Below are 16,806 nucleotides of genomic sequence, written 5' to 3'. Positions count from 1 at the left end.
GTGCGCGGCCGTCAGGACGGGAACCACAGGTCCGCGTCGGCGGCTTCCTCCTTGCGGATGGCGAAGACGGAGATGTCCTTCTTGTGCGGGCTCTGCGGGGGCAGGGCCGCCACCAGAGGGTGATCAGGGAGTACGTCGGGCCGCTCGCGCCGACCGGGACGCGGGGCGTCGAAGACCTCCGCGTTGACGGACCGGTAGTGCGCCCAGCGGTCCGGCAGGTCGTCCTCGGAGAAGATGGCTTCCACGGGGCAGACGGGCTCACAGGCATGGCAGTCGACGCATTCCGCCGGGTTGATGTAGAGGGTGCGTGAGCCCGGGTAGATGCAGTCCACCGGGCACTCGGCCATACACGCCCGGTCCATGATGTCGACACAGGGCTGCGCAATGACGTATGTCATCTCTCTCCTACTCCTCGCCATCGAGCACGTCTTGGGGCCGGCTGGTGCGGCCGTCGGCTTGTCGGTATGACCGGGAGTGCCGTCATGTTGTGACACATGGTGTGCACTCTCGGTGGCCACCGCTGTTCGACCCTCTCCCGGTGAGTCGCCGCCACGGTGGCTCTGACCTGCGGGAAGTGCCGTGCCGGGCGTCGCGGCGGCACTCCTTGTCACAAACGGCCGCCCTGCCCGGTCCTAGTCAGTGACCACCCAGAGCGACGGGAGCGACCGTGCCCATCACCGAACAACGTCTTGCCACCACAGTGCTGGTGATCGGTACCGGCGGGGCCGGTCTGCGGGCGTCGATCGAGCTGGCCGAGGCCGGCGTCGATGTCATCGCCGTCGGCAAGCGTCCCAAGGAGGACTCCCACACCGCGCTGGCCGCCGGTGGTATCAACGCGGCCCTGGCCACCATGGACCCCGGGGACACCTGGCAGCAGCACGCCGCTGACACCCTCAAGGAGAGTTACCTGCTCGGCGACCCTCGCACGGCCGAGATCGTCACCCGGGGCGCGGCCCTGGGCATCGACGACCTGGAGCGCTACGGCATGGCCTTCGCCCGTGAGGCGGACGGCCGGATCTCGCAGCGCTTCTTCGGTGCCCACACGTTCCGCCGCACCGCCTTCGCCGGTGACTACACCGGCCTGGAGATCCAGCGCACGCTCGTCCGGCGCGCGGGCCAGCTGGACATCCCCGTGCTCGACAGCGTCTACATCACCCGACTCCTGGTCCACGACAATGCTGTCTTCGGGGCCTACGGATTCGACCTCACCAACGGCACCCGTCACCTCATCCACGCGGACGCCGTCATCCTGGCGGCGGGCGGGCACACCCGTATCTGGCGACGCACCTCCTCGCGGCGGGACGAGAACACCGGTGACTCCTTCCGGCTGGCGGTGGAGGCCGGGGCCCGTCTGCGCGACCCGGAACTGGTCCAGTTCCACCCCTCCGGCATCATCGAACCGGAGAACGCGGCGGGCACGCTGGTCAGTGAGGCGGCCCGCGGCGAGGGCGGCATCCTGCGCAACGCACTGGGCGAGCGGTACATGAGCCGCTACGACCCCCAGCGCATGGAGCTGTCCACCCGGGACCGCGTGGCCCTCGCCTCCTACACCGAGATCAAGGAGGGCCGCGGCACCCCCGCAGGCGGGGTCTGGCTCGATGTCTCCCACCTCCCCCGCCAGACGATCATGAGCCGACTCCCCCGCGTGTACCAGACGCTCCTGGACCTACAGATGCTCGACATCACCCGCGAACCCATCGAGGTCGCCCCCACGGCGCACTACTCGATGGGCGGCGTCCTGGTCCGTCCCGAGGACCACGGCACCGATGTCCAGGGCCTGTACGCCATCGGCGAGGCGTCAGCGGCCTGCACGGCGCCAACCGCCTCGGCGGCAACAGCCTCATCGAACTCCTCGTCTACGGCCGTATCACCGGCAGGGCCGCCGCGGCCTACTCGGAGTCACTGACCGCGCAGCCACGGTCCGCCGCCGCCGTGGCCGCGGCCCGCGCCGAAGTGGACGACCTGCTCGCCGCCGACGGACCCGAGAACGTCCGGGCCCTCCAACGCGCCCTCCGTAACACCATGACCGAACACGCCGGTGTCGTCCGTGACGAACAGGGGCTGCGCACCGGCCTGGCGGAACTGGACACCATCGAGAAACGCATGGAGAACGTCGGGGTCCATCCCGACATCGCCGGTTTCCAGGATCTCGCCCACGCCTTCGACCTCAGATCGGCCGCGCTGGCGGCGCGCGCCACCCTCGAAGCGGCCCTGGAGCGCCGGGAAACCCGTGGTTGTCACAACCGCAGTGATTTCCCCGCCACGGACCCCGCCTTCCGCGTCAACCTCGTCTGGTCCCCGACGACCGGAATCACCCACGAGAGCATTCCGCCTGTCCCGGAGGAGATCGCGTCCCTCATGGCGGACGTCTCCACCGAGGGAAAACTCGTCGAATAGCCGCCCATCCCTCCCGTGCTCGGGCGCTTCCCCCGCGTTTCCGGGCCATTGAACCCCCGTGCAAGAAACATCAGGGAAGGTACCGGGACCGTGTCACAAGAAACGTGTGTACCCGGTCTTTCCTGATGCGGACCACATCGTATGTTCCCGAAAGGATTTCACCATGAAGGTCGTAGTCATCGGCGGTACCGGACTGATCGGCTCGAAGCTGGTCGCCAAGCTCAGCGAGCACGGTCACGAAGCCGTGCCGGCCGCCCCCAACACCGGCGTCAACACACTCACGGGCGAGGGTCTGGACGAGGTCCTGACCGGCGCCTCGGTCGTGATCGACGTCTCCAACTCGCCCTCCTTCGAGGACGACGCCGTCATGGAGTTCTTCCGTACCTCCACCACCAATCTCCTCAAGGCCGAGGCGGATGCCGGTGTGACCCATCACGTGGTCCTCTCGGTGGTCGGCACGGAACGGCTCCAGGAGAGCGGCTACTTCCGGGCCAAGCAGGCGCAGGAGGAGCTGATCAGGGACTCGGGGATGCCGTACTCCATCGTTCACGCCACACAGTTCTTCGAGTTCATGAAGGGCATCGCCCAGTCCGCGACCGACGGTGACACCGTCCGGCTGGCCCCGGTCAAGATCCGGCCGGTGTACTCCGACGATGTGGCCGCCACCGTCGGCCGCACCGCCGTCGGCACTCCCGTCAACGGAGTGGTGGAGGTCGCCGGCCCCGACGAGTTCCAGCTCGACCAGCTGATCCGCAAGGGCCTGGCCGCCAAGAACGACCCGCGCCAGGTCGTGACCGACGCGTATGCCCCGTACTTCGGTGCGGAGCTGCGGGAGACCACGCTGCTGCCCGGCCCGGACGCGCACATCGCGGAGACCCGGTTCACCGACTGGCTCGCCCAGCAGCACTGAGTCGCCGGATGGCCGGCCCAGGGGCCGGCCATCCACGTGAGGGCCTGTTGTCCGCATCGCGGTACGGCAGGCCCTTTCCGCTTCCGGCACGGTGCCGGTCGCGACGCCGGCACACCGTGCCACCGACAGACGGCAACCACAGAGAAGGCAACGCATCATGCGGGTTCAACGCCATCACACCGTTCCACCCGGTTCCGGCCCGTATCCGGCGGTGACCGGTGTCTACACCATCGATCCGGCCCACAGCTCCCTCGGGTTCTCCGTCCGGCACGCGATGATCTCCCATGTCCGCGGCCGGTTCGACCGTTTCGAGGGCCTGCTCAAGCTGGACGGCCGAGACCCGTCCCGGTCCGAGGCATACGTGAGTGTCCAGACCGGGAGTCTGGCCACGGGAGTCCCGGAGCGTGACGCTCAGCTGGGGGGACCCACGTTCTTCGACTCCGCGACATTCCCCCTGATGAGCTTCCGCTCCACCGGCATCGTCCCGCTCGGCGACCACGAGTTCCGCATCATGGGCAGGCTGCGCGTCAAGGACATCGAGCTGCCGCTGGATCTCGACATCGTCCTCGGAGGAGCCGGCGACGACAGCCATGGGCAGCACCGGGTCGGCTTCGGGGGCACGGCCGCCCTGCGGCGTTCGGACTGGGGGCTCGCCTGGAACACACCGCTGGAGACGGGAGGAGTCCTCGTCAGCGACCGCGTGACCCTGACCCTGGACGTCTCGGCGGTACGGGTCGACCCGGACGCGGCGGCCTGAGGTGAAGCCGGTGTGGGTGGGGTGATCCCGGGTCCGCCCCGCCCCACCCACCCACACAGCTCAAGCGGCGCTTTCCGTCGCCAGCGACCCGCGTGCCACCCGCCGTCGCAGGGCGCGTCGCTCCCCTTCCGTCGTCCCGCCCCAGATGCCGTCGACCGGGCCCCTGTCCACGGCCCACTCCAGGCAGTACGCCCGCACCGGACATCGACGGCAGACGGCCTTCGCCTCATCCGTCTGCAACGCCACCGGACCACTGGTGACATCGCCTATCGGGAAGAAAAGATCAGGATCTTCGCGTAGGCAGAGACCCCGTACACGCCAATCCATGGAATGCCTCCTGCGTGAGAAACGGGTACCGGTCCTGGAGATGGCTCATCGTGCGAGGGAAATCCAGGAACGCGGTGCGCGATACATCACCGCTTTTCACTGGAAGACCGAATGGTCGGCACGGGTGTGACATGGGGCCGGGAACAGGGCCGACTGCCCGTGCGCCGAATGTCCGGCGAGAATCCACCGCGAAACCGTTACGCAACGCCTGCGCCGCCGGTCACTTGGAGTGGAGGTGAGGGCACCACCCCGCCAGAACCACTCAGTCCGTCGGCCGCCGCCCTGGCGGTTCTCGGCTGACGGCCCTATGGCCGCGTCCGCGAAAGCACCGGCACCAGCGAAACGGAGACCGAAGGAACATGCATCCAGAAGCGCCCCCCCATGGGGAGCGGAATGAGCGAGGCCGTTTCCGTCTTCGTAGAGCTCCGGCCACGTCTCTTCGGCATCGCCTATCGCGTGCTGGGCAGTGCGGTGGAGGCCGAGGACGTCGTCCAGGAGGTGTGGCTGCGCTGGCAGACGACCGACCGTTCCGTCGTGGTCAGCCCCGTGGCGTTCCTGTCGAGCGCCACCACACGGCTGGCCATCAACGTGGCGCAGTCGGCCCGCGTCCGCCGCGAGACCTATATCGGCCCGTGGCTGCCCGAGCCGGTCGACACCAGCCAGGACCCGGTGGTCGGCGCCGAGCGGGCGGAAGCACTGGAACTCGCCCTGCTCCTGGTGCTGGAGAAGCTGCCCCCGACCGAGCGCGCCGCGTACGTCCTGCGCGAGGCATTCGACTACGGCTATCCCGAGATCGCGCACATCCTGGGGCTCAGCCCGGTGAATGTGCGGAAGATCGTGAGCCGGGCGCGCAAGCACCTCACCGAGGACCAGCGGGACAGCGTCGACGCCGCCGAGCACCGTATGCTGCTCGATGCCTTCGTCGCCGCCGCCCGGCAGGGGGATGTCGCCTCGCTGGAGGCACTGCTCACGCCGGACGCGGTCAGTCTGTCCGACGGGAACGGCATCCGGGGAGCGGCTCGTGTTCCGGTGCTGGGACGTGTCCGCGTGGCGAACCTGTCGACCGCCTGTACCCGGTTCTGGCCGACCGTCGAGGTGGAACCGGTCGAGGCGAACGGGCGCAGCGGAGTGCTGCTCCACCGGGACGGCCGAGCGACCACCTTCATGACCATCGCGGCCACGTACCGGGGCATTCATCAGGTGATGTGGGTCTTCACCCCGAGCAAGATCGCCGCCTTGATCGCCTCCTGCTCCCGTCGGGCGGTCGCGCGGGGCATCTGAGCCCTCCCCGGGAAAGCGGTCGGAAGGTGTTTCCCCCGACGGAACACACTTTCATGGCCCCCCGGTGCCCCACGCCCTACTCAGTGCGAATGGAGTGTGTTGTGCACCTACACATCAGCCGGGGCCGCGGCGCGACGGATGTCGTCCCGGAGGTCGTCCCGAAGGTCGTCCGTGTCCTTCGGTTCGGCGCTCCGCAGGCGGAGACGGCTCCTGACCCCGGCCGCGACACGCGGTACGGCAGGCTGTCACAGCTCCCCCCGCTGCCTGGTCAATGCGGTGTCGACGGCTTGCGGCGATGCCCGCCCGAGCCCCGCAGCGAAGAAGGATGAGCATGGCAGGGACACACGTCAGCCGGCGCGTTCGAGCGGTCGCTGTTCGAGAGCGGCCTGTCCACGGACTTCCGGCACAGACTGGGGAAGGACAGGCGGATGCCTCCGAGCACTGACCGGCAGACCGATCCCGTCGCGGTCAGCGCGTCGCTCGCGGCGGAGGCCGCCCTGCTCGAAGGGCGGCTGAGTCTGCTCCGAGAGGCGATCGAGGCGGTGGACGCCCGTATCGACGCGGTGTCCGAGGCGCTCGGACTGCGGTACTCGGTGACCGGGCCCGCCGAGGGCGAGCCACGCTCGGGTGAGGCGGGCGACACCCGGCCCGGCCGTTCGAAGTCAAGGCGTCCCTGACGGATCGGGGGCGGATGCGGGCGGGTCGTCGCGGTGGGCGATGTGCCGTCCCCACCGCCCACCCGTCCTCTTCTCGACCGGCGGCCCCTGCATATGATGTCCCCGCCAGAACAAGGTGTGAGGAGAGAGGAACGCATGGTCTCCGTGACCTCCACGGCTCGCAATATCGCGATCACCGCCGAGAGCCTCCAGGAGGACCTGGCCCGGCTGGAGGTCCAGAAGCAGGCGCTGGAGAGGGAACTGGCCGCGGTCACCGCTCACCTCGGCTCCGTGGAGCGAGCCCTCAGCGCCCTTCAGGCCCTCATGCCCTCGTCCGCTCCCTCACCTGTGGCGCCCGCCCCGGTGGAGCCGGAGTCGCCGCCCGCAGACCCGGCCGACAGCGCCGACGAGGACCGGGCGCCGACCGACCACACCGTCATGAACGCCGACAGTGTGACAACGTACGGCAAGCTCACCGAGCAGATCCTCGCGTACTTCGCGGAAGCCGGAGACGTCGACGTCCGTGCCCGCGACATCGCCGCCGCTCTGGGCCGTGACACCGACAGTGGCAGCATCAATGCCGTCCGCAGCACACTCGACCGCCTGGTCGGCACCTCTCGCGTTCACCGTGTCGGCCGCGGTCTGTACCGCGCCGTCAAGCCGTAGCAGTTCCAGGCAGTCCGGTGCGCACGGCCGGGCGGCGGCATCGAGGGGTGCCTATCCGGCGACGGCGTCCGTGGGTTCCTCGCCCCGGTGGGGGTCGCCGCTGGAGGTGAAGGCGTCCCTCGGGTGCTGGACCGAGACGAGTGAGACGATGTCGCGGCCGTAGAGGGCGGCGGTGGTCCACACCGCGAACACACGGGCCTTGCGCTCCCAGCTCGGAACCGCCAGAAGGTGGTAGCCCCGGTGCATCAGCCAGGCCGGAAAGCCTTTGACGACCAGTCGGCGGTACTGGAAGACGCCACGGCCCAGTCCCAGCGTGGCCACCACCCCCAGACTGCGGTGCGCATAGTCCTTGGTCGGCCGGCCCCGCAGTGCCGCCAGGATGTTCTTCGCCAGACGTCTGCCCTGGCGGACGGCGTGCTGGGCGTTGGGCACCGTGCGGGCGCCCGGTCGTCCGGCCGCGAGATCGGGCACCGAGGCGTTGTCGCCGGCCGCCCAGACGTCCGCCACCACATCGGTGTCCGTACCCACCCTGAGGTCCGCACGTACGGTCAGCAGACCGCGTTCGTCGACGGGCAGGTCGGTGTGGTTGTGCACGATCGGGTTGGCGGCGTTGCCCGCCGTCCACACCAGCAGGCCGCAGTCGTACTCCGCTCCGTCGGAGAGGACGACCCGCCCGGCCTCGGCCGAGACGAGCTGAGTGTTCAGGTGCACCCGCGCACCGCGCTTCTCCAGCGAGCGCACCACCCACTCACCGGGCCGGTCGGTGACCTCGGGCAGGATACGGCCCCGCGCCTCGACCAGGTGGAAGGCCAGTTCCTCCGCGCCGATCTCCGGATAGTGCCGGAGCAGGACGGTCGCCAGACCCAGCAGCTCACCGAAGCCCTCCACCCCGGTAAAGCCACCACCGACCACGGTGACGGTGAGCAGTTTGCTGCGTTCGGGACCGCGCGGCAGGGTCGCCGCGCGGTCGAACGAGGTGAGCAGCCGGTCGCGGATCGCCACGGCCTCCTCGACATGCTTCAGCCCGTACGCCTGCTCGCTCAGTCCCGGGATCGGAAAGGTACGTGTGACGGCTCCCGCCGTCACCACCAGCACGTCGTAGTGGAGGTCGAAGTCCGGCCCGCTGTGCGGCCTGACCGTGACCGTGCGGGCGCTGTTACGGATCTCCGTCACCGAGCCAGCGATCAGCCGGGTCCGGCGCAGATGCCGCCGGAGCGACACAGCGGCGTGACGGGCCTCCACCGACCCGGCGACCACCTCGGGCAGGAACGGCTGGTACGTCATGTAGGGACGCGGGTCGACCACGGTGACGCGTGCCTCACCCCGGCGCAGCTTCTTCTCCAGGCCCCATGTGGTGGAGAAACCCGCGTAACCGCCACCCACGATCACGATCTCACGCACGGTGTCCTCTGTTTCTCTCGGCTTCACCCTCCTAGACCGGCCGGCACCACAGGGTGTGACATGACCGAGTCCGACGCGGGCGGCCACCGCACGCCGGAGTCCCAGGGGGCGTTCGCGGGGCGACCGTCGGCCTGCCGACCGGCGCCGCCCGAGGACGGTCTCCCGCGTCGACCCGGCCAGGGCCGGAAGGCGGACGTGGCGGGGCGGCGCGTTCCGCGATCGGTCCGGCCGCCGCGTTCGTCACGCGTCGGCGTGCGCGCTCCAGTGCTTCTCCAGGATGTCCGCGACCTCCGCGGGCCGCTGGAGCACCGTCCAGTGATTGCAGTCCATCTCCACCACCGTGCCGGCGTGCAAGGAGGCGCCGAGCCTGCGCCCGAACTCGATCTGGCAGGCGGGGTCGAGCGCCCCCCAGAAGACAGCGCACGGCGCCGACACGGCGGACAGTCCCGGCTCCCACTCCGCCCCCATGGTGATGGCCGACCGGTACAGCCGGAGGACCGCGTCCTTCATCGGCTCGTCCACCCGACTCGCCATCTCCCTGGCCAGGTCGAGAGGCACATCGAAACCGGACGCCAGATCATGGGCGAAGGGCTCGGCTCGGAGTGCGGACATGAAGCGCTCGCCTTCGCCCCGGTCCTGCCAGATCTTGGCCAGCGGGTGCCACACGTACTCGGCGTTGACCGGTCCGTTGCCCCCTGCCCAGGTACGGACCAGATCAGGACGCACATAGGCGACGCGGAGCGTGAGAATGCAGCCCCAGTCATGACCGACCAGGTCCACCGGCTCACCGACCCGCTCCAGCCGCTGGATGAGCCAGTCCACGTACTCCTCCTTCGTGGAGCCGAAACCGGTCGGCCGCGACGTGCCGAAGCCGGGCAGGTCCCAGGCTTCCACGTCGGTCCTGTCGAGGTGCTGTCGCACACCGTCCCATACGTGGTGAGTGTCAGGAACGCCGTGGATCAGAATCGCGGGCATGAGTGAATTCCTTCATCGGTGGACGACGCCTCATGGACAAGAGCGGCGTCCCATGGTGTCACACTGTTGTGGACTCGGTGGCGTCGATTGCCACGGACCGTCTCCGCCGAACCAGTACCGCGTCACCGTCACCGTCACCGTCACACCGATGGGCCCGTAGGCCGATGCCATTACCTGGTGTGGGGGATGCAGACGCTCTGCGATGAAGAGTATGTGTTGCCTATGATGCTTCGCAGTATCCGCCCCGGCGTCCGGGTCGGGTGGCACCCCCAGGTGAGCCGCGCGGGGGCGTGGCACGAGGGGGCGAGGAGGAGAAGGAGTCATGGTTTCGGCATCTCGCGCGGCACGCGACATCGAGGTCACTGCTGAGAGTCTCCATGAGGACCTCAGCCGTCTGGAGTTGCAGAAGCGGGCGCTGGAGAGGGAACTGGCCGCCGTCGCCGCCCATCTCGACACCGTCCATCGGGCCCTGCGGGCGTTCGAAGCCGTGCTGGCGGACCCACCGGAGGCGGCGGACGCCGCGGACACGGGCCGCCGCCGCGACGCGGGGCGGAACCAGGCGGACACACGTTCGGCCCAAGCCTCCCCCGCCACCCCGGCCGACACCACCCGCGCAGCACGGCAGCCCCGGGGTGGGAAGGGAACAGCGAAGCGGGCGGCCCGCCCGAAGGTCGCCACGGAACGCATGTACGGCAGGCTGACCGAGCAGATCCTGGACTACTTCGCGGAGGTCGGCACCGCCGATGTGCGCGCCCGCGATGTCGCGGTGGCCCTCGGTCGTGCCACCGACAGCGGCAGCATCAACGCCATCCGCAGCACGCTCGACCGTCTCGTCGGCGCTTCCCGAATCCGGCGCACCGGACGAGGTCTCTACCGCGCCGGACCATCCTGAACGGCCCCCGGCCAGCGGCCGACAGCGCCCCGGACGGCACCTCGCGGGGGATCGAAGGGCGTCCGGGGCACCGCACCCGTCAGCTCTGCGCCACGGATGCGGAGCATTCCTGACGCCTGACACCTGGTGTCCACACCCGACGTCGAGAACACTGTGTTCACCCTACCGCAGCTTCACACGCCCAGAAGACGACAGTGGCGGGTCACGCCGACCTCCATGACAACAGTGTGTTTCATGGACACCGCGTCCCATAACAGTGTGATTACTTGTCATGGTTCTCCTTGCCGTACATCCGCGCGTGACGAATCATCGGCAGGCGTGAAGCACTCGATTCCGCCGCGGGAACTCCCCCGTGCGACCGACGATCCGTCGTCGCCCCTGTCCCCCGGCACCCACACGATCACCGTCCGCCATGGAACGGCCGACGTCGACCTGCGGTACCACGTCGCTGGCTCGGGCCCCGTGTGCCTCGCCCATCCGGGCGGACCGGGCATCGGCTGGGAGTACCTCCGGATGCTCGGCCTCGAAGACTTCCTGACCATGGTCTACGTGGAGCCCGTCGGCACGGGCGATTCCGGTCTGCTCCCCGATCCGCGCGACTACACCGTGGCCACCTACACGCATGTCCTGAACAGTGTGATCGAACACCTCGGGTCACCTCAGGTCGTCCTGCTCGGCCACTCCCATGGCGGTTTCGTCGCCCAGCAGTATGTCCTCGACCACCCCGGACGGCTCTCCGCCCTGGTCCTGTACGACACATCACCGGTGGCGGACGACGAGTTCTGGGCCGCGGCGGTCACCGCGATGGAACGGTTCGTGACCGACCATGCCGACGACCATCCGGAGACAGCCGGCTATGTCGCCGCCCTCACCACCCGTCTCGATCTGCTCGACGACGACGGCACCACGGCCGTACTGCGGACGACGATGCCTGCCTATGTCTTCGACTACTGGGGCAGAGAGGACGAGTTCGGGCCCGCCCGCCGGTCGCTCCGGATGTACGCGGCCCCCGGCCGGACGGACGGACCGCCGTTCGACGTCCGGGACGAGCTGTTCCGTATCTCCACTCCGACCCTGGTGCTGGCGGGCCGTCAGGACTTCATCTGCGGGCCGCGATGGGCCGCGCTCCTGCACGAGGCCATCCCCACGGCCGAGTTGTCGATACTGGAGGAGACGGGGCACCTCGCACACATCGAACGTCCCGCACGCTTCACCGCCATGGTCCACGCGTTCCTGCGCGCTCACCATGTCCTCAAGGATCGGTAGATCCCGTAAGGGGGTCACCTGACACCTGTCTCGCCATTCCTCCGGGAGGCACCTGATGCGGATCGGTCAGACCGATCCGGCATTCGCCGATCGCCTCTGCTCACCGGTCGCCACGACCGGTCCGCCGCGACGGACGCGTCTCGGGAACGGTGTCGGGCAGCGCCTCGGGCAGCTCTCGGCGGGACGTGATGCCGAGCTTGGTGAACACCTTGCGAAGGTGCCACTCGACGGTACGGGGACTGATGAGCAACTGGGCACCGATCGCCGCGTTCGTCTGCTGGCGCGCGGCGAGCCGGGCGATCTGGGCCTCCTGAGCCGTGAGTTCATCGCGGGTCTCGACGGTGTACGTGTGTGCCCGCTCGCCCGTGGCCTGGAGCGCTCGACGGGCTCGCTCACCGAACCCTTCGGCGCGCATCGCGGTGAAGAAGGTGTGGGCTGCCCGCAGTTGCTCACGGGCGTCGAGACGTCTGCCCTCACGGCGCAGCCATTCGCCGTAGAGCAGTCGACTCCGGGCGAGCTCGGCTCTGAGCCGGGTACGGCCCAGCCGCTCGATCGCCTCGCGATACAGCGGTTCCGCGGCGCCGCCCTCGCTCAGCAGCGCACGCGAGCGCGCCTCGACTCCGAGTGCCCAGTCGGTACCGCTGGCCTGTGTCATCTCGGAGAGCTGCTTGAGCGCATCGGCGGCGAGGTCGGTGGCACCACAGCCGGTGGCCGACTCGATCAGCTCGACCAGCCCCCAGTTCGCGGCGGCCAGCTCACTCGGGTACTCGCCCGCCGCACGTGCCGGGCCCAGGGCGTCCTCGTATCGGCCCAGGCTGTTGAAGAGCAGCGCGTTCGCCCATTGTGTGACGGTCGTGCCGATGCCCTCGCCGCGGGCCATGACCTCGCTGAGGGTGGCTTGGATCAGGGGGAGGGTGTGTTCTACGCGTCCTTGCCACGCGCCGGACACGATGATCTCGTAGAGGGGGCGTTCACTTCCGATCGCCTCCCTCACCGCTCTCGCCTCGTCGATGACGGACGCCGCCGCTCCATGCTCACCGGCGAACATCAGCATGATGACGCGGGCATTGATCGCGAAGAGGAGTTCGCTGAGCGCACCGGCGTCGCGAGCGGTCGCCACGAAGCGTGCGGTGAGGGCGTCGAAGCTCTCGTCGTCCCACACATCCGCCGCGGCGACCCCCGCGACCCACAGGGACCGCAGCCCTTCCGAGACCGAGATCTCCTCCGTGCGGTACGCCCGCAGGGCCCGACGGACGATCGGCAGCGCGGCCGGATATCCGTCCCTGACCATGGAGGCCATGCCCGCCAGCAGCATGTCACCCCGGCTCGCCCGGTCCGGGGTGATCCGGGGTGCAGCCGCCGCCACTTCCGCCAGGTCGGTGGCACCGGCGAACCGACCCGCGTACATGGCGGCGGAGAACGCACGCAAATAGGTCTGATGGGCAAGCTCCGTGTCGAGCGGCTCAAGTCGTTCGGCGGCTGCCAGCAGCAACCGGGGGGGTCTCGTTGCTGCGCCGCGAGGCGTACGCGATCTGGGCGCGCAGCAAGTCGATCCTCGCCCGCCCGAAGTCGTCGGCCGGTCCTGCCTCGGCGGCGGCCAGCAACTCCACGGCCGGGTCGAACTCGCCTGCCTGGACTCTGGCCTGCGCCGCCGCGAGGAGCCGGGTCACCCGGTGTGCCGCACCGGGCGTCAACTCGGCCGCCCGCTCCAGGAATGCCGCCGCGGCGGCGAATCCACCACGCGCCTGGGCACGGCCGGCCGACCGCTCCAGTTCGGTGGCTACCACCTCGTCGGGCTGCGTGCTGGCTTGCGCCCGGTGCCACGCCCTGCGATCGGGATCGAGTTCGCCGACCTCGGCCAGCGCGCCATGCACCTCGCGCAGATCCCGCAGGTCGGCCGCCCGCCACGCGGCGGAGCGCACCAGGGGGTGGCGGAACCGCACCCGCGCGCCGAACTCGATCAGTCCCGCCGCCGCGGCCGGGGCCGCCGCGTCCGACGGGATACCGAGACGCCGGGCGGCACGCCACAGCACCGTCATATCGCCGACCGGCTCGACCGCAGCGGTGAGGAGCAGCCTTCTGGTCTGCTCCGGAAGAGGCCGGAGCCGAGTGATGAACCCTTGTTCCATACGGCTGGCCAGCGGCGTCGTGGTCGGCAGCCCGAGGCCGAACGCCAACTGCGCGGGCGTCCGCCCCCGGGGCAGCTCCAGTAGTGCCAGGGGGTTGCCGCGCGCCTCGGCGACGATCCCGTCGAGCACGGCCGTATCGAGTGGGCCCTGGAGCACGGCCCGCAGCAGGGCCCGGGAGTCCGCCTCGCCCAGCCCACCGACCTGTATCTCCGGCAGCTGTCGGAGCACCTGGTCCTCGACGGTCGTCCGGGTCGCGAAGACCAGGGCGACCGACTCGGCGAACAGGCGGCGCCCGACGAACGCGAGGGTGTGCGCCGATGCCTGGTCGAGCCATTGGGCGTCGTCGACCAGGCAGAGCAGCGGGCGTTCCTCGGCGGCGTCGGACAGCAGGCTCAGCGTGGCGAGGCCGATCAGGAAGCGGTCCGGCGGGTCCCCGCGGAGCAGGCCGAACGCCGTTCCCAGGGCGTTCCGCTGCGGGACGGGGAGCCGGTCGAGCCGGTCCAGGAACGGGGCGCACAGCTGGTGGAGCCCCGCGAACGGGAGTTCCATCTCGGACTCGACGCCCGCGGCGCGTGCGGTGCGATACCCGGACGCGTGGCTCGCCAGGTACTCCAGCAACGCCGTCTTGCCGATCCCGGCCTCGCCGCGAAGGACCAGTACCCGACTCTGGCCTTCACGGACACTCGCCACGAGCCGCTCAAGTGCCGCACGCTCGCTGTGGCGGCCCCGCAGACCGGTCACCTGGTCGCTCCTCGACATCATCACCACCGCCGCTCGGCGGGGCCGCCAGTTTACTGAATCCAGCTTCAGTCCCCTCTCCCCTGAAAGCCGACGACCCGCTCCGCCCCTGACCGGCGGGCTGCGCGGAGTCTGAGGGCGGCCGGTCTACTCGTCTTCAAGCGGCGCGAGAGGCGGCCAAGGGGACGCACCCTCGATCCCTCGAGGTCTCCCCAGCTCAGCGTGCCCGACCCCGCGGCTTCAGTGCGATCGTCGGCAGCTCGGGAGCCGACAGCCGATCACCGTCGTACCCGGTCACCTCACCGAAGCGGTCGCCCTGCATCCAGTCCTCGCGGGCCTTCGCGATGTCCTCGGCGAACGGCCGATGCAGCTCCACCACATCTCACGCGAGTTCGCTGAGCAGGGGGGCAGCTTCGCAGTGTGGTGTTTCCCTCCGCTTCGCTGTGGCTGTCCGCGCTCCACGACGTTGAGTCGGCGAACCAGTCCTTCCTGCCCGCGCTGAGGTAGCTCACCAGCTTCGCCTGCCGGGTGGTCATGCCTCGGGCCGCCGGTGCCCGGTGTCGTCCTGCTCGGCACTGCCATGGCCGCTCCTTCCGCTCTGGCGACCGTGAGTGTCCGACGTCCGGTCGGCCCGTCCAGGATCGGAGAACCCGCCGGGGCCCACAACACGGGCGGAGAAGCCGCTCCCCCGGCCGTCCGGCGGGCGGCCACATCCCGGCGAACCGGCCCGGAATCCGGGCCGCACGCGCGACCGCTGTTGGCGCGCGTGCACCCCTGGGGCGCGTGCGGGCCTGTGGTCGGTCCGAGGGGCCCCGAGGACGACCCGGCGCGCGGTGGAGCCGCCGCTGCCTCGGTGGCGAAGGCTCCCGGACTGGTGAAGCGGCGGCCGAGCCGTGCTGGCGGGTTCGGCGACAGGCGCCTCCAAGGCAGTCTCGTCCAGCGCCGCGAGATTCCCCTTCGGACCGAAGCGCGCCGGTCACTCCTCGATCCACTCGGGCGCCGCCTCGCGGTCGGCCGGGACGGCCATCCCCGGCTCCCACTTGCCCTTCCAGCCGTACGGGATCTCCATGATCTTGAATTCGCCGCCGCGCATCTCCTCGCCGATGGCCTCGACTTCCCGGAGGAGCGCGCCGCCCCTGAGGCGCCCCAGCCGGAAGGTGAGCGTGTAGGCGTACTCCTTGGACCTGCCGGCGTGGATGTACGAGAGGTGCAGGCGGGTCAGCTCGGGGTTGGCGGTGTACCTCGACCCGGCGAGGAAGACGCCGTTGCCCGCTTCGTCGATACCGCAGCCCGCTTCCGCCAGCCGGTTGCGCAGCCAGTCGAGACCGGGGCTGTAGTCCTTCTCGGGCACGATGTGGTGGGCGTGGTAGCCGTCCGGCGGCTCCTGCCCGTCGCGGGCGATCAGCGACTTCCGCAGGGCGCGGCTGCCGGGCGTCTCCACCACGTCCCGCAGCGGCTTCTCCAGCCCGTCGGGCCCGTATCTGGTGGGGGGCGGCGCCTTCTCACGGACGGACAGATCGGCGATGTCCTCCTCGGCCACGACCTGCGGCACGGCCTCGTCCTCGACCGGAAGCTCCTTCTCGGCGATCGCCGCCCCGAGTCTGCCCCTCGGCAGGTGCTCCAGGATCTGCGCGACCATCTTCTCGCTCAGGTAGACCTTGCGCAGCGCCAGCCGGCGGCCGAGCGCCCGGACCTCCTCGGGGGCGTCCCCGGCGGCGGCGCCCGCAAGGCCGAGGACGACCGGCGTGCCCGGGGCGCAGGAGGCGTAGACCCCCGTCGCGTCCGGCAGGGTCCGCACCAGCAGGAATCCCGCCCGGTGGGCGAGCGCGGCGAGTTCGGACACCGCGATCGTGCTGTGCCGCAGGACGACGGCGCGGCCCGCGGCGCGGGCGTCCGCGGCATCCGGGGTCCAGGCCGCCACCACACGCAGGCGGCCCGCGGCCCCGGCGAGCGCGCGCAGCCGGTCGAGCATCCGCGCCAGCGGCGGCTGCATGAGATGCGGGTCGCCGGACGTCACGGGCCCGTAGTCCACGTCGGCCGCGTCATGCTCCAGCAGCAGCACCGGATCGATCGCCAGGTCGTCCGCGTCGCCGTACAGCCCGTCCTCGGACGCCACCCCGCGGCGGCCGGCCGCGTCCATGCTCTCGCCCGGCGGGAGCGCCACCGGCACCACACGGACCACCAGGTGGCCGCGGTCGGCGGGGGAGTCGGTGTCGTCGACGACGAGCGGGTCCGCGACGCCGCCGATCGTGCCGACCACGTGGTTGAGCACCGCCGTGAGCGCGGCCGGGGTGGGCAGCGTCCAGCGCCGGAAGATGCCCAGCCGGCGGCGGTAGTGGTCGTCGTCCTCGCCGAGCACGGGGGCGAAGCTGCGGCGGGCCACCTGGCTGATGCGGACCTCGTCGACCGTG

At 70.2% G+C, this 16,806-nt stretch carries 14 protein-coding genes and 2 pseudogenes; 8 read left to right on the top strand and 8 right to left on the bottom strand.

Annotated features, from left to right (window positions below; translation table 11 throughout):
* Positions 1-11: 11 nt before the first annotated feature.
* Positions 12-398: a ferredoxin gene (gene fdxA, locus AB0D49_RS26010; RefSeq protein WP_362761574.1), complete on the bottom strand. Its 387-nt coding sequence runs from the start codon at positions 396-398 to the stop codon at positions 12-14.
* Positions 399-667: 269 nt separating this feature from the next.
* On the opposite strand from fdxA, the pseudogene AB0D49_RS26005 reads away from it, so the two are divergent.
* From AB0D49_RS26005 to AB0D49_RS25995, 3 genes and pseudogenes are all read left to right on the top strand, one after another.
* A pseudogene (locus AB0D49_RS26005) lies at positions 668-2,397 on the top strand (FAD-binding protein).
* Between the two features lie 163 nt (positions 2,398-2,560).
* Positions 2,561-3,307 carry an SDR family oxidoreductase gene (locus AB0D49_RS26000; protein WP_362761572.1) on the top strand — a complete coding sequence of 249 codons (747 nt, stop codon included), beginning with the start codon at positions 2,561-2,563 and terminating at the stop codon, positions 3,305-3,307.
* A gap of 157 nt (positions 3,308-3,464) precedes the next feature.
* Complete coding sequence (locus AB0D49_RS25995) at positions 3,465-4,064, top strand: YceI family protein (RefSeq protein ID WP_362761571.1); 600 nt, start codon at positions 3,465-3,467, stop codon at positions 4,062-4,064.
* Between the two features lie 60 nt (positions 4,065-4,124).
* On the opposite strand, the gene AB0D49_RS25990 is transcribed toward AB0D49_RS25995, so the two are convergent.
* Entirely contained in the window at positions 4,125-4,391 is a 267-nt protein-coding gene (locus tag AB0D49_RS25990) for a WhiB family transcriptional regulator (protein WP_362761569.1), read from the bottom strand.
* Between the two features lie 381 nt (positions 4,392-4,772).
* Between AB0D49_RS25990 and AB0D49_RS25985 the strand changes: the two genes are divergently transcribed.
* The 3 genes from AB0D49_RS25985 to AB0D49_RS25975 all read left to right on the top strand — a co-directional run bounded on the left by AB0D49_RS25985 (position 4,773) and on the right by AB0D49_RS25975 (position 6,994).
* Positions 4,773-5,672, top strand: coding sequence for an RNA polymerase sigma-70 factor (locus AB0D49_RS25985; protein WP_362761567.1), 900 nt, complete (start codon positions 4,773-4,775; stop codon positions 5,670-5,672).
* A gap of 428 nt (positions 5,673-6,100) precedes the next feature.
* Positions 6,101-6,349, top strand: coding sequence for a hypothetical protein (locus AB0D49_RS25980; RefSeq protein ID WP_362761566.1), 249 nt, complete (start codon positions 6,101-6,103; stop codon positions 6,347-6,349).
* A gap of 135 nt (positions 6,350-6,484) precedes the next feature.
* A complete protein-coding gene (locus tag AB0D49_RS25975) occupies positions 6,485-6,994 on the top strand; it encodes a hypothetical protein (RefSeq protein WP_362761564.1) in 510 nt (169 codons plus the stop codon).
* A 51-nt stretch (positions 6,995-7,045) separates the two neighbouring features.
* Here the strand turns inward: AB0D49_RS25975 and AB0D49_RS25970 are convergent, their stop codons facing one another.
* Both AB0D49_RS25970 and AB0D49_RS25965 read right to left on the bottom strand, forming a co-directional pair.
* Complete coding sequence (locus AB0D49_RS25970) at positions 7,046-8,395, bottom strand: NAD(P)/FAD-dependent oxidoreductase (protein WP_362761562.1); 1,350 nt, start codon at positions 8,393-8,395, stop codon at positions 7,046-7,048.
* Positions 8,396-8,635: 240 nt separating this feature from the next.
* Entirely contained in the window at positions 8,636-9,370 is a 735-nt protein-coding gene (locus AB0D49_RS25965) for an alpha/beta hydrolase (RefSeq protein WP_362761560.1), read from the bottom strand.
* Positions 9,371-9,692: 322 nt separating this feature from the next.
* On the opposite strand from AB0D49_RS25965, the gene AB0D49_RS25960 reads away from it, so the two are divergent.
* Positions 9,693-10,262 (top strand): hypothetical protein, encoded by a 570-nt coding sequence (locus tag AB0D49_RS25960; RefSeq protein WP_362761559.1) that lies wholly within the window; start codon positions 9,693-9,695, stop codon positions 10,260-10,262.
* 318 nt (positions 10,263-10,580) lie between these two features.
* Positions 10,581-11,528: an alpha/beta hydrolase gene (locus AB0D49_RS25955; protein ID WP_362761557.1), complete on the top strand. Its 948-nt coding sequence runs from the start codon at positions 10,581-10,583 to the stop codon at positions 11,526-11,528.
* 100 nt (positions 11,529-11,628) lie between these two features.
* Here the strand turns inward: AB0D49_RS25955 and AB0D49_RS25950 are convergent, their stop codons facing one another.
* The 4 genes and pseudogenes from AB0D49_RS25950 to AB0D49_RS25935 form a co-directional block, all read right to left on the bottom strand.
* Positions 11,629-13,020, bottom strand: a complete 1,392-nt coding sequence (locus tag AB0D49_RS25950; RefSeq protein ID WP_362761555.1) for a LuxR C-terminal-related transcriptional regulator — start codon at positions 13,018-13,020, stop codon at positions 11,629-11,631.
* A complete protein-coding gene (locus tag AB0D49_RS25945) occupies positions 12,992-14,398 on the bottom strand; it encodes an AAA family ATPase (RefSeq protein WP_362761554.1) in 1,407 nt (468 codons plus the stop codon). Before AB0D49_RS25945 ends, AB0D49_RS25950 begins: the two co-directional genes overlap by 29 nt.
* A 214-nt stretch (positions 14,399-14,612) precedes the next feature.
* Positions 14,613-14,776, bottom strand: a pseudogene (locus AB0D49_RS25940) (pirin family protein); the annotation flags it as partial.
* A gap of 595 nt (positions 14,777-15,371) precedes the next feature.
* Positions 15,372-16,778 (bottom strand): AHH domain-containing protein, encoded by a 1,407-nt coding sequence (locus tag AB0D49_RS25935; RefSeq protein ID WP_362761552.1) that lies wholly within the window; start codon positions 16,776-16,778, stop codon positions 15,372-15,374.
* Between the last annotated feature and the right edge of the window lie 28 nt (positions 16,779-16,806).

This window comes from Streptomyces sp. NPDC048290, assembly GCF_040652095.1.
Classification (GTDB): Bacteria; Actinomycetota; Actinomycetes; order Streptomycetales; family Streptomycetaceae; genus Streptomyces.
Note: the sequence above shows the minus strand (reverse complement) of the source record. Positions and strands in the feature narration are given on the sequence as shown.